Annotated in this window: 15 protein-coding genes and 1 rRNA gene; 14 read left to right on the forward strand and 2 right to left on the reverse strand. The window is 49.4% G+C overall.

All coding sequences use genetic code 11. The features are described from left to right. Positions 1-41: 41 nt before the first annotated feature. The 10 genes from EDM56_RS30150 to EDM56_RS30195 all read left to right on the forward strand — a co-directional run bounded on the left by EDM56_RS30150 (position 42) and on the right by EDM56_RS30195 (position 7,970). Positions 42-986, forward strand: coding sequence for a DNA-directed RNA polymerase subunit alpha (locus EDM56_RS30150; RefSeq protein ID WP_122921630.1), 945 nt, complete (start codon positions 42-44; stop codon positions 984-986). Between the two features lie 153 nt (positions 987-1,139). Then, entirely contained in the window at positions 1,140-1,499 is a 360-nt protein-coding gene (rplQ, locus tag EDM56_RS30155) for a 50S ribosomal protein L17 (RefSeq protein ID WP_122921631.1), read from the forward strand. 124 nt (positions 1,500-1,623) lie between these two features. Beyond that, positions 1,624-2,475 carry an energy-coupling factor transporter ATPase gene (locus EDM56_RS30160; RefSeq protein WP_122921633.1) on the forward strand — a complete coding sequence of 284 codons (852 nt, stop codon included), beginning with the start codon at positions 1,624-1,626 and terminating at the stop codon, positions 2,473-2,475. Then, complete coding sequence (locus EDM56_RS30165; protein ID WP_122921635.1) at positions 2,451-3,329, forward strand: energy-coupling factor transporter ATPase; 879 nt, start codon at positions 2,451-2,453, stop codon at positions 3,327-3,329. The genes EDM56_RS30160 and EDM56_RS30165 overlap by 25 nt, the downstream gene beginning before the upstream one ends. Before the next feature lie 6 nt (positions 3,330-3,335). After that, a complete protein-coding gene (locus EDM56_RS30170) occupies positions 3,336-4,133 on the forward strand; it encodes an energy-coupling factor transporter transmembrane component T family protein (protein WP_122921648.1) in 798 nt (265 codons plus the stop codon). Then, entirely contained in the window at positions 4,130-4,867 is a 738-nt protein-coding gene (gene truA, locus EDM56_RS30175) for a tRNA pseudouridine(38-40) synthase TruA (RefSeq protein ID WP_122921637.1), read from the forward strand. The genes EDM56_RS30170 and truA overlap by 4 nt, the downstream gene beginning before the upstream one ends. 204 nt (positions 4,868-5,071) lie before the next feature. Then, positions 5,072-5,509 carry a 50S ribosomal protein L13 gene (gene rplM / locus EDM56_RS30180; RefSeq protein ID WP_122921639.1) on the forward strand — a complete coding sequence of 146 codons (438 nt, stop codon included), beginning with the start codon at positions 5,072-5,074 and terminating at the stop codon, positions 5,507-5,509. Positions 5,510-5,532: 23 nt separating this feature from the next. After that, on the forward strand, positions 5,533-5,925 hold the full coding sequence (gene rpsI / locus EDM56_RS30185; RefSeq protein WP_122921640.1) for a 30S ribosomal protein S9: 393 nt from the start codon (positions 5,533-5,535) through the stop codon (positions 5,923-5,925). Positions 5,926-6,057: 132 nt separating this feature from the next. After that, complete coding sequence (cwlD, locus tag EDM56_RS30190; RefSeq protein ID WP_122921649.1) at positions 6,058-6,774, forward strand: N-acetylmuramoyl-L-alanine amidase CwlD; 717 nt, start codon at positions 6,058-6,060, stop codon at positions 6,772-6,774. 95 nt (positions 6,775-6,869) lie between these two features. Then, entirely contained in the window at positions 6,870-7,970 is a 1,101-nt protein-coding gene (locus tag EDM56_RS30195; protein WP_122921641.1) for a P-loop NTPase, read from the forward strand. Positions 7,971-8,043: 73 nt separating this feature from the next. Here the strand turns inward: EDM56_RS30195 and gerD are convergent, their stop codons facing one another. Then, the gene (gene gerD / locus EDM56_RS30200; RefSeq protein ID WP_122921642.1) at positions 8,044-8,712 is read right to left on the reverse strand and encodes a spore germination lipoprotein GerD; all 669 of its coding nucleotides are present in this window, start codon (positions 8,710-8,712) and stop codon (positions 8,044-8,046) included. Positions 8,713-8,833: 121 nt separating this feature from the next. On the opposite strand from gerD, the gene EDM56_RS30205 reads away from it, so the two are divergent. After that, complete coding sequence (locus tag EDM56_RS30205) at positions 8,834-9,421, forward strand: KinB-signaling pathway activation protein (protein WP_122921643.1); 588 nt, start codon at positions 8,834-8,836, stop codon at positions 9,419-9,421. 20 nt (positions 9,422-9,441) lie between these two features. Here the strand turns inward: EDM56_RS30205 and pdaB are convergent, their stop codons facing one another. Next, positions 9,442-10,212: a polysaccharide deacetylase family sporulation protein PdaB gene (gene pdaB / locus EDM56_RS30210; RefSeq protein ID WP_122921644.1), complete on the reverse strand. Its 771-nt coding sequence runs from the start codon at positions 10,210-10,212 to the stop codon at positions 9,442-9,444. Positions 10,213-10,351: 139 nt separating this feature from the next. Between pdaB and EDM56_RS30215 the strand changes: the two genes are divergently transcribed. The 3 genes from EDM56_RS30215 to EDM56_RS30225 form a co-directional block, all read left to right on the forward strand. Then, a complete protein-coding gene (locus tag EDM56_RS30215; protein ID WP_246009591.1) occupies positions 10,352-10,996 on the forward strand; it encodes a stage II sporulation protein M in 645 nt (214 codons plus the stop codon). Positions 10,997-11,106: 110 nt separating this feature from the next. Then, complete coding sequence (locus EDM56_RS30220; RefSeq protein WP_122921645.1) at positions 11,107-11,340, forward strand: hypothetical protein; 234 nt, start codon at positions 11,107-11,109, stop codon at positions 11,338-11,340. A 178-nt stretch (positions 11,341-11,518) separates the two neighbouring features. Next, a 16S ribosomal RNA gene (locus EDM56_RS30225) occupies positions 11,519-11,916 on the forward strand; the annotation flags it as partial.

An 11,916-nucleotide genomic window follows, 5' to 3' on the forward strand; every position in this document is an offset into this window, starting at 1 on the left:
CCACCCTCGAATTTCGACGTTTTGAAGGAGGGTTTGTTTAAATGATAGAAATAGAAAAACCAAGAATCGAGGTTGTGGAAGTAGACGAGAATAACCTGTACGGGAAATTCGTAGTCGAACCCCTTGAGCGTGGTTATGGCACAACCCTTGGTAACTCGCTGAGACGCATCCTTCTGTCTTCTTTGCCAGGTGCTGCTGTGACCTCGGTCCAAATCGATGGTGTATTGCATGAGTTCTCGACTGTTGAGGGTGTTGTGGAAGACGTCACAGAAATCATCCTGAACATCAAGGGCCTTGCTCTCAAAATCCATTCGGATGAAGAGAAAGTCATCGAGATTGATGCGGAAGGCGAAGGCGCAGTGAAGGCCGGAGATATCCGTGCTGATAGCGACGTTGAGATTTTGAACCCTGATCTCCACATCGCTACACTTGCAAAAGGCGGTCGTCTGCACATTCGCATGACAGCTGGACGCGGACGAGGTTATGTTCAAGCGGATGGCAATAAAACCGAGGATCAACCAATCGGTGTAATACCGATCGATTCGATCTATACGCCTATCAAGCGTGTCAACTATCAGGTCGAAAATACCCGTGTCGGGCAAATGACGAACTATGATAAGTTAACGCTTGAAGTATGGACTAATGGTAGCATCAGCCCTGAGGAAGCAGTAAGCCTCGGTGCAAAAATCATGAATGAGCACCTGAACCTGTTCGTCGGTCTGACCGATGAGGCGAAAGATGCGGAAATCATGGTTGAAAAAGAGGAAGACAAGAAAGAAAAAGTTCTGGAGATGACTATCGAAGAACTCGATCTTTCTGTACGTTCCTATAACTGCTTGAAACGTGCTGGTATCAACACGGTTCAAGAGTTGACACAAAAATCCGAGGAAGACATGATGAAAGTTCGTAACCTGGGCCGCAAATCCCTGGAAGAAGTTCAAGAAAAACTTCAAGAACTGGGTCTTTCCTTGCGTAACGATGAGTAGAAGTGGCACCTAGCGAACATCTGAATCACGTTCGACTATCCGGAGTGATTCGTTCAAGTGTTCGCGAGTAAGAGGCACCCGAGGGCACTCGAATCTTGCTCGAACACGATGCAAATTCGACGTAGTGCTCGCAAGGAAGAGGGAGGTAAGGAAATGGCATACCGTAAATTGGGTCGTCGTAGCTCGGCTCGTAAGGCGCTGTTCCGCGACTTGGTAACCGATTTGTTCATCAATGAGCGCATCGAAACAACTGAGACAAAAGCAAAAGAATTGCGTTCTATTGCTGAAAAAATGATTACCTTGGCGAAACGTGGCGACTTGCATGCTCGCCGTCAGGTAGCTGCTTTCGTTCGTAACGAAGTAGCGACTGAAGAGGGCCGCGACGCTGTACAAAAACTGTTCGATGACATTGCTCCTCGCTATGCAGAGCGCAATGGCGGATACACTCGTATCCTCAAAGTAGGCCCACGCCGCGGCGACGCAGCACCTATGGCTTATATCGAATTGGTTTAATTCAAGGATCGACGTAAAAAGGGTGAGGGTAGGATTCGGTGCAACACCGGGTTCGATCATGCCCTTTTTTTACGTTCGATTGTCGCAACATTCTATGCAATGCATGAAGGATGTGGCAGCAGTGATGAGCAGTGCTCCAATCGTTCAGGTAGATGGAGTTTCGTACGTTTACAGCGGTGAACAGGGCGAAGGCGCTAAGGTGCTCGACCATGTCGATTTAGTGATCGAGCAAGGGACGTTCGTTTCTGTGATCGGCCACAACGGTTCAGGCAAGTCAACGCTGGCGAAACTCTTAAATGCTTTGTTTGTTCCAACTGGCGGGGTCCTGCGAATTTGCCAGATGGATACCCGGGATACGGCATCGATTTGGGAAATCCGCCGGAATGTCGGAATGATTTTTCAAAATCCTGATAATCAAATCATTGGCACGACCGTAGAAGATGATGTCGCCTTTGGTCTTGAAAATCTGGGGGTCCCTCCCGACGAGATGAGGATTCGGGTGAATGAGGCACTCGCGTCCGTTCAGATGGAGTCGTTTGCCCTGAGTCAACCTCATAAGCTGTCAGGTGGACAAAAGCAGCGGGTGGCGATCGCCGGCGTGATGGCACTAAAGCCGAGTGTGATCATCATGGATGAGGCAACCGCGATGCTTGACCCGCAGGGGCGAAAAGAAGTGATGGCGCTGGCTCATCAGCTACATCGGACAAATGGGGTTACGATTCTCAACATCACGCATTTTCCAGAGGAGACGATCGACTCGGATCGGGTTATCGTAATGTCCGGCGGGAAAGTGCTGCTTGATGGGACACCGGGACAGGTTTATCAGGAATATGAAACGCTGCGGGCAGTTGGATTGGATGTGCCGTTTGCCGTCCGCATGCAGCATCGCTTGGCTGAGGCAGGAGTAACCGTTAGCCCATCCTTGCGCCAAGAGGGAATGGTGGAAGAACTATGCAGATTGCTTTTGACCAGGTAAGCCACATCTATGGAAAAGGAACACCTTTTGAAAAGAGGGCGCTGTCGGACATCTCGCTGACCATTCCATCAGGTGCCTATGTGGGGATCATTGGCCAGACAGGTTCAGGTAAGTCGACTTTGATCCAGCATCTAAATGGCCTTTTATTACCGACATCGGGCAGTATTCGTGTCGGTGATTGGGAAATCACGCCAGGGACCAAGCTCACTCCCGCATTTCGCCGCCATATCGGCATTGTCTTTCAATATCCGGAGCACCAGCTGTTTGAGGAGACCATTGCCAAAGATGTGGCATATGGACCGATGCAATTCGGCGTACCAGCGGCGGAAACGGAGCAAAGGGTAGAGCAGGCGCTTGCGACCGTCGGCCTTTCTTACGCGGAGATGAAGGATCGGTCCCCGTTTCGCTTGAGCGGTGGACAGATGAGGCGCGTGGCGATTGCTGGTGTTTTGGCGATGGAGCCCAGTGTGCTTGTTTTGGATGAACCGACTGCAGGGCTAGATCCAGCCGGTCGTCAGGCCATTCTTGAGGCGATATATGATATTCACAAGGAACGCCGTTTAACGACGATCATGGTGACGCACAGCATGGAAGAGGCTGCACGGTATGCGGACTGGCTTATTGTAATGGCAGGCGGGCAGATTGCGCTGCAGGGAACGCCACAGGACGTGTTCGCTGACAGCGACAGATTGCACGAGCTTTCCCTCGATGTGCCAGAGACGGTATCGTTTATCAGGCAGCTGAACAATAGGCTGCCGCAAGACAAGCAAATTCCCCTCTCGCTTTATCGTGAGGAGGAGCTTACGGACTATTTGGTTCGCCTGCTCCGTCCTGAAAAAGGGGGTGGCGATTGAGTGAGCATGCTGCAAAATGTCGCGATCGGTCAGTATGTGCCGGGCAATTCTACCGTACATCGGCTCGATCCGCGCAGCAAACTTATCTTTATCGTGCTGTTTGCGATCGCTGTGTTTCTCGCCAATAGCTTTGTGGCATACGGCCTTTTGGTGCTGTTTATCATTGGAGCGATCTGGTTGTCCCGCATTTCCCTTACTTACATCATAAAAGGACTTCAGCCCGTCTGGTTCCTCATGCTTTTTACCGTCATCATTCATTTGTTGCTAACCAAGGGTGGGGAAGTTTATTTTCGAATTGGTTGGTTCAGCATTGAAGAAGCAGGCGTGCAGCAAGCCATTTTCATCTCGCTTCGGTTAGGGCTTCTGGTGGTGATTAGCTCGCTCTTGACGCTGACCACTGCGCCAATGGATCTAACAGACGGTTTGGAACGTTTGTTCGCTCCGCTGAAAAAGCTGAAGATGCCTGTCCACGAAGTGGCGCTGATGATGTCGATTGCCTTGCGGTTCATCCCGACGCTTCTAGAGGAAACCGACAAGATCATGAAAGCCCAGCAATCGCGTGGTGCTGATTTTACCAGCGGATCTTTGTTGAAGCGGGTACAGCACATGCTGCCGATCGTCATTCCGCTGTTCATCAGCTCGTTTCGCAGGGCTGAGGAGTTGGCGTTGGCAATGGAGGCGCGTGGGTATCGTGGCGGGACAGGGCGCACCCGGCTGCGTCAGCTTTCGTTTACGGGAAAAGACGTGTGGGTGCTGATTGTGGCGGTCGCGCTGATTGTGTTATTAGGATGGTGGAGAAGTTGAAGCGTCTGAAGTGCGTTGTTGCGTACGATGGAACAGACTATAGCGGGTTCCAGGTTCAGCCCGAGCAGGTGACTGTGCAAGGCACCATAGAGGCTGCACTGCAGCGGATCACCAGTGAGACGATCCAGATCGCCGGCTCCGGGCGCACTGATGCAGGTGTGCATGCACAAGGGCAAGTCTTTCACTTTGATACCCACTCGGCGATTCCGTTGGAGAAATGGCGCTTTGTATTGAACAATCAATTGCCCGACTCTATCGTCATTTTGTCTGTAGAGGATGCGCATCCTGATTTTCATGCCCGTTTCGATGTCGTGCGCAAGCAATATCGCTACTGCATCGACAATGGTTCGGTTCCGGAGCTGTTTCGCCACCGCTACGCGGATCATTATCGGCACCCTCTGGATGTGGAATGCATGCAGGAGGCTGCCCGCTATTTGGTCGGGGAGCACGATTTCACCTCGTTTTGTTCGGCGAAAACCTTTGTCGAAGACAAGGTCCGCACGATCTATGAGCTGAAGGTCATGCGTGAAGGAGATTTGATTTGGATCATTTGTGAAGGAAACGGGTTTCTTTACAATATGGTGCGGATTATCGCCGGTACGCTGATTGAAGTAGGAGAAGGGAAGCGAGATCCCCACGATTTCGCTCGGATTCTGGCTGCCCGCGACCGGGAGCAGGCCGGCAAGACAGCCGCTGCCAAGGGTTTGACGATGTGGAAGGTTTTGTATGAATAAGCTTTCTACTGGGTTCTTGACTGTGGCGGTTGAATGTAGTATGATGATCCTTGGTATTTTCATACCCGCTAGCCCCACTCTAGCCCCGGGATTGAAAAACGAAGAACGAAGAATGTAATAGACACACGAGGGTCGGTTGCTACCCGTTGCAGCTTCCTCGACGAATTTTTTTTCTTTACTGGAAACCATTTAGGAGGGACAAACATGCGTACCACATATATGGCTAAGCCGCTCGAAGTAGAGCGCAAATGGTACATCGTCGACGCAGAAGGTCAAACACTCGGTCGTTTGGCGAGTGAAGTAGCATCCATTCTGCGCGGTAAATTGAAACCTGAATTCACTCCACACGTTGATGCTGGTGATTTCGTGGTTGTAATCAACGCAGACAAAGTTAAATTGACTGGTAAAAAACTGAGTGACAAGATTTACTACACTCACTCCCTTTATCCAGGTGGTTTGAAATCCAAAACAGCTGGTGAAATGCTCGCGACTCGTCCAGATCGCATGTTTGAAATCGCAGTGAAAGGCATGCTGCCTAAGAACCGTCTGGGTCGTCAAATCTTCACTAAGTTGAAAGTTTATGCAGGTTCTGAACATCCGCATGCAGCTCAAAAACCAGAAGCTTGGCAAATTCGCGGCTAAAACAGTAAGGGAGGAAAAATCTCGTGGCACAGGTTCAATACTACGGTACAGGTCGTCGTAAGCACTCTGTAGCACGCGTTCGTTTGGTTCCGGGCGAAGGTCGCATCGTAATCAACAAGCGTGAGATGGATAAATATTTTGGTTTGGAAACTTTGAAATTGATCGTAAAACAACCACTCGTTCTGACTGAAACTCTCGGTCGTTACGATGTATTGGTTAACGTAAACGGTGGCGGTACAACTGGCCAAGCTGGTGCAATCCGTCATGGCGTTTCCCGTGCTCTGCTGAAAGCAGACCCAGAACTCCGCGGTGCTTTGAAGCGCGCTGGATTCCTGACTCGCGACCCACGCATGAAAGAACGTAAAAAATACGGTCTCAAAGCTGCTCGTCGCGCTCCACAGTTCTCCAAACGTTAATCAGCCTTATGGCGAAAAAACCCTTGTCTCTTTTGGGAGACAAGGGTTTTTCTTGTTTTGCGGAGCTTGGTCATAATTTTCTCGCCTGTCCCATATCATGGGAAAGAACAAGAGAAAAGGGGCGAGCGCGCGGTGATAAAAAAAGGGATTGGCTGGGTTTTGGCATTTTTTTTACTCGTCGCAATCTTTACCTATAAAACGCCTGAACACACGTCCTGGACTGCGTGGTCATTACCGTTGGCGGGAACGGTCATCGCCATTGATCCTGGTCACGGTGGCATCGATGGCGGCGCGGTGAGCAAAGATGGTAAGATTGTGGAAAAAGAGGTGTCGCTGCCAATCAGCATGTACCTGCGGGACTTTTTGCAGGAGTCTGGCGCTTATGTCATCATGACGAGGGAAGAAGATAAAGATCTGGCTCCGGCGGATGTGAACAAAATCAGGAAGCGTAAGACGGAGGATTTACGCAATCGCGTGAAATTCGTGAATGCCAATGCCCCCGATTTTTTGGTCAGCATCCACTTAAACTCAATTCCGTCACCGAAATGGTCGGGTGCGCAGACGTTTTACTACCCGGCTTATAAAGAAAGCGGTGAGCTGGCGGGACTTATTCAGGACGAGATCAAGCGGGTGATGGAAAACACGGATCGCGTACCGAAAAAGACCGATGACGTTTATTTGATTCGTGAAGTTTCCTGCCCGGCCGTGTTGGTCGAGGTTGGCTTTTTGTCCAATACGAAGGAAGCGAAGCAACTGCAGGATACCGCTTATCAAAAGGCGATGGCCAACGCAATTTATCAGGGCATTTTACGTCATTTTGCCGGAGAGAAGATTACGAATACTCCGTAAGTGCTTCGCCGTTGTACGGTTGTTTGGCGGATATGCTATAATTGACCGCAAATGGAGAGCATACTGGAATCATTACTGTGAATAGAGGTGGAAGAATGATTACGAAGGAGCAAGTGCTTGAAGCCCTTCGGGATGTGAAAGATCCGGAGATCAATCGCAGTCTCGTCGAATTGAACATGATTCGCGATATTCAAATTAACGGCTCGCACGTGTCACTTGAAGTTGTGCTGACCATTTCGGGCTGTCCACTCAAGGTTACGATCGAAGAAGATGTCGTTGCTGCAATCAAAGCGTTGGGAGCAGAGCAAGTGAACCTTCGTTTTGGGGCGATGACGGATGAGGAGCGCGCAGCATTAATCGCGCAGCTGCGCGGCGGACAAAAGCAGCAGCAGCCAGGACAAGCTCCACTGCTCAACCCGATCTTAGCTAAAGAGTCCACCACGACGTTTATTGCCGTAACATCCGGCAAAGGTGGAGTGGGGAAATCGACCGTCACTGTCAATCTGGCTGTGGCATTGGCGAGACAAGGCAAAAAAGTCGGCATCATTGATGCAGATATTTATGGCTTTAGTGTGCCCGATATGATGAATATTGAACAACGTCCAACGATCATTGGAGAAATGATCCTGCCGATCGATAAATTCGGGGTCAAAGTCATGTCGATGGGATTCTTCGTGGAAGACAACTCGCCGGTGATTTGGCGCGGTCCGATGCTGGGTAAAATGCTGCGCAACTTCTTTACGGAAGTACACTGGGGGGAAGAGCTGGATTACCTGCTGTTAGACTTGCCGCCAGGAACCGGCGATATGGCCCTGGATGTCCATCAGATGATTCCGCAAAGCTTGGAGATCGTCGTGACTACCCCTCACCCTACTGCGGCCTTCGTAGCGGCTCGTGCGGGTGCTATGGCGATGCGTACCGGTCATGAGATCCTCGGGGTCGTCGAAAATATGGCATGGTATGAAGCGAAAGATGGCTCGAAGGAGTTCGTATTTGGCCGAGGCGGCGGGGCAAAATTGGCGGAGACGCTTGCATGTGAGCTTCTTGCGCAAATCCCGTTGGGACAGCCGGAGAATCACCCGCAGGAGCCGGATTATTCTCCGTCCGTATACAAACAGGATAGTACCATCGGAAAACTGTATATGGAAATGGCTCAGCGAGTCATCGATAAATGTGAAGTGAAAGCCACTCTGTAAAGAGTGGCTTTTTTACAGCTTAAAAAGCTTGGGAGTGCCAAGCTTTCTAAAGCGTGAAACAATGCGTAGCGTTTTAGCTTGATGATCCCCCGCCCCCGCCTCCACTGCCGCCGCTCTTTCCTTGCTTTTTACTTTTGTTGCCTTTGCCGCCTTTGCCGCCCTTGCTTTCCTGTGTAGACTGCTTAGGCTTCATCATTTCTTCTTGTGCGCTCTGCATGATTTTCAGCATTTCCCCTTGGAAAAGCGGGCTTTTCATCGATTCCTTCATGACTTGCATCATTTGTTGGCGATATGCCGAGCTCTTCATGAGGTCGAGCATGTTTTTTTCATACTCGGGGTCCTTCATGATATCGATCATCAGCTTTTGGTACTCAGGGTCTTTCATTAGTTCCTTCATCAGCGCTTTGTTTTCCGTTTTCATCGTTTTGGCCAGAGCAGTTGTGAACTTCGGATCCTGGAACGCTTCTTTGATTTGCGGATTGTTCGGCTTGGCAATACTTTGAATTAGGGTCGTTCGCAACGTCGATTCATCAAGGACCATGCTTTGTTTGAATTTGTCGTCCTTCATCATTTTCGAGACGGCTTTCTTTGCTTCATCCGTCTGCATGATGTCCAGAACCATGTCCTTGACGCTTTTATAATCAGGTTGTGACGATTGTTGGGCTTGACCTCCGCCACCGCAGCTGGTGAGTAAAAACATGAGGGCGGCAAGCATCAAACCGACACGATGTGTTTTTTTCATGGGATGGACACCCTCCTTTCCCGTCCTGATTTTAAATTACACAAAAGAGACGTTTCTTACGCTAGTATTTTCTTGTATGGGTTGGTACAATCATAGCGATGTGGTAAGGAGGAGAAGCCGTTTGAGTGTGCGTAAATTTGGCTGGATGTTCTGGACGACACTGCTGCTGGGCGGTATCGGAGGCTTGCTTTCCGGCGTTTTGTTAGGGCGCGAAGAACTATTTGGAGGGTCCTTGTCCAACTTTTTCATGGGCAGCTTTATGAGCCTGCTGATTGGCTTGACGGTGAGCATTGTCGCGCAGATGGGCCTGTTTGCCTATATGACCTTCAATTACATGGCGCTCAGTATTTTTAAAAATGCGTCTTTATGGAAAAACGTACAGATTTTTTTGATCTTGTTCACATTTTTCGACATGGTTTATTTACGAATTGATGGAGCGCGCGGCTCCGTAATGCTGTATATGATTGAACCGCTTCTTTTGCTGCTGATCGCATTGGTTACAGCTTATGCAAAAGTCAAGCTGACCAACCCGAAAGCATGGGTACCGACCATCTTTTTTATTTTTGTCGTAACCGCAATCGAATGGATTCCAGGTTTGACGAAAGATGACAATTTCGGCTCCATGCTAATGATGATTATGCCGCTGTTGTTCTGCAACGTTTGGCAAGTGCTACAACTGCATCGAATCACTGCTAAAAAAGAAAGCTGATCCTCATGTGGGACCAGCTTTTACTTTATTTCCTGGCTATTTGCCTCAGCGCCCGACAGCAGCTCGGAGACGGTGACGAACTGATAGCCCTGCGCGCGTAGTTTGTCGATGATGGCCGGGAGGGCGAGGTGTGTCTCCTTGGCCGAGTCGCTTGCGTGAAAGAGCACGATGTCGCCGGGATGCGCCTTTGTCAGCACGTTTTGAACGATCTGCTCGACACCTGGATTAAGCGCATCTTTGGAATCGGTGTCCCACTGGATGACGACATAGTTCAGCTTGTTGGCAATTTCCAGCACCCGGTTGTCAAAATCGCCGTAAGGTAACCGGAGGAGCGTCGGCTTTTTGCCTGTCAGGTCGGATAAGATCGTATCGGCTTTGATGATTTGCGCGCGGATTTCGCTGTCTGTATATTTACTGTAGTTGTCGTATTTATGTCCATTGGAGCCGATCTCGTATCCGTCCGCTACGATTCGCTTGACGACGTCCGCATGACGCAAGGCCCATGGTGACGACAAGAAAAAGGTAGCCTTAGTCAGTTGCTTTTCTTTGAGAATATCCAAAATAGGCGTCGCGCGCAGTTCTCCCCAGCTGATGTCGAACGTGAGCGCAATTTTCTTTTCCTTGGTATCCACCTTGAAAATGGCCTGCGGCAGTTTGGCTTTATCTCCGTCCGAGAATACGGCGATATTGTCACGTTCGGCGTATACCAATCCGGCTGCCAGAACAAGCGCGGTCACGATGATGAACATTTGCTTGAGTTTTTTGGCGCTGACGACGTAAATATAACGCATGAAACAACCCCCCTTTGTCCTAGAAAAAGTGTATGCAGGGGAGACAAGGATATTCTTTCTGCGAAAGCGTAAAATCAATGTAAGCGACATATGATCGTAACGAGTAGGTTTGCATTAAGCGAAAAGAGGAGTGAAGGACATGCTGGCCGAACGATTTCGTGCTTTATGGATGGATAATAGGCGGTATTTATTGATTGGCAGTTTACTTATGCTGTTCGGCATCATTTTCGGCTACCTGGAAGCGAGCCTTGTAGAGAAGCTGGCGCAGCAAATGATCGAGCAAATCAGGAAAATCGCCGATCAAATTCAAAAAAATGGCCATCCGACCGCTGTGTTTTGGATGATTTTGTTTAACAATTTGTTTAGTTCCTTGATGATGATGGTTTTAGGTGTGTTGTTCGCATTTTTCCCCATTTACGGTTTGGTGGCGAATGGTGTTTTACTCGGTTTCTTGTTGGATAAAATGGGGGACGCTGGGTTGAATCCGCTGGTTGTATTGACAGTCGGAATTTTGCCTCATGGGATTTTTGAGCTGCCAGCTGTTGTATTTGCTGCATCATTCGGAATTCGTTATGGAGTTTTGACATGGCGGACGGTTGCGTTCATTTGGAATGCAGAAGGACGGGGAAAGCTAAAGCGGGAATGGACGGCAGGTGTAAAGCAATTTCCGTTGGCGGTGCTGGTTATCGCCATATTGCTTGTCGTAGCGGCATTGGTGGAGAGTGTGATCACGCCTTTGTTGATTCAAAATACCATCGGTACGCAGTTTAAATTTATGAAATAAATATCTAAAATTTATGCCCTGGATTTATTTCAGGGCGTTTTTCTTTGAATAGGCCAAAATAACGTTGGAAAAGATATGATTACCAATTGACCAAATCGGGGGCTGTAATCATGCTAGGATTCTTGTTTTCTACCAAAGAGTGCCAGGAGCTTGAGTATTTGTTAAAACGCGAGTTGGAGGAAATGCTGCTCGATTTCGGCGACAAGCGGATTGACTATTTGGTTAAGCGGGCAATGGAGGAGCGGTACACAATCCTGTTCAAAATGTACGCGCGAGTAGCGGAGCCAAAGGAGCTAGCCAAGTATGTAAGACGGCGGAAAGTGAACGAAGAACAGACTACCTAAACTTTTTTCACAAAAACTATTGACTTTAGATAGGCAGACATGATAGATTAATTCTTGTCCTTGAGACACACGCTCTTTGAAAACTGAACAGCGAAAGCGAAAAGATAACGTGATTGTCCACGTGACATCACATAATGTAACAAGCCAAGCAAGTCTTGGAATCAGCTTCAACTCAACTTTAATGGAGAGTTTGATCCTGGCTCAGGACGAACGCTGGCGGCGTGCCTAATACATGCAAGTCGAGCGAGTCCCTTCGGGGGCTAGCGGCGGACGGGTGAGTAACACGTAGGCAACCTGCCTGTAAGACTGGGATAACATAGGGAAACTTATGCTAATACCGGATAGGGTTTTGGATCGCATGATCCGAAACGGAAAGATGGCGCAAGCTATCACTTACAGATGGGCCTGCGGCGCATTAGCTAGTTGGTGGGGTAATGGCCTACCAAGGCGACGATGCGTAGCCGACCTGAGAGGGTGACCGGCCACACTGGGACTGAGACACGGCCCAGACTCCTACGGGAGGCAGCAGGAGGGAATTTTACACAATGGACGAAAGTCTGATGGAGCAACGCCGCG

It is taken from the genome of Brevibacillus fluminis, assembly GCF_003710825.1.
GTDB classification, from domain to species: domain Bacteria; phylum Bacillota; class Bacilli; order Brevibacillales; family Brevibacillaceae; genus Brevibacillus_D; species Brevibacillus_D fluminis.

Coding starts and splice junctions, on each gene's coding strand:
- EDM56_RS30150 (WP_122921630.1), top strand. CDS start 42: ATGATAGAAATAGAAAAACCAAGAATCGAGGTTGTGGAAGTAGACGAG.
- rplQ (WP_122921631.1), top strand. CDS start 1,140: ATGGCATACCGTAAATTGGGTCGTCGTAGCTCGGCTCGTAAGGCGCTG.
- EDM56_RS30160 (WP_122921633.1), top strand. CDS start 1,624: ATGAGCAGTGCTCCAATCGTTCAGGTAGATGGAGTTTCGTACGTTTAC.
- EDM56_RS30165 (WP_122921635.1), top strand. CDS start 2,451: ATGCAGATTGCTTTTGACCAGGTAAGCCACATCTATGGAAAAGGAACA.
- EDM56_RS30170 (WP_122921648.1), top strand. CDS start 3,336: ATGCTGCAAAATGTCGCGATCGGTCAGTATGTGCCGGGCAATTCTACC.
- rplM (WP_122921639.1), top strand. CDS start 5,072: ATGCGTACCACATATATGGCTAAGCCGCTCGAAGTAGAGCGCAAATGG.
- EDM56_RS30195 (WP_122921641.1), top strand. CDS start 6,870: ATGATTACGAAGGAGCAAGTGCTTGAAGCCCTTCGGGATGTGAAAGAT.
- gerD (WP_122921642.1), bottom strand. CDS start 8,712: ATGAAAAAAACACATCGTGTCGGTTTGATGCTTGCCGCCCTCATGTTT.
- pdaB (WP_122921644.1), bottom strand. CDS start 10,212: ATGCGTTATATTTACGTCGTCAGCGCCAAAAAACTCAAGCAAATGTTC.
- EDM56_RS30215 (WP_246009591.1), top strand. CDS start 10,352: ATGCTGGCCGAACGATTTCGTGCTTTATGGATGGATAATAGGCGGTAT.
- EDM56_RS30220 (WP_122921645.1), top strand. CDS start 11,107: ATGCTAGGATTCTTGTTTTCTACCAAAGAGTGCCAGGAGCTTGAGTAT.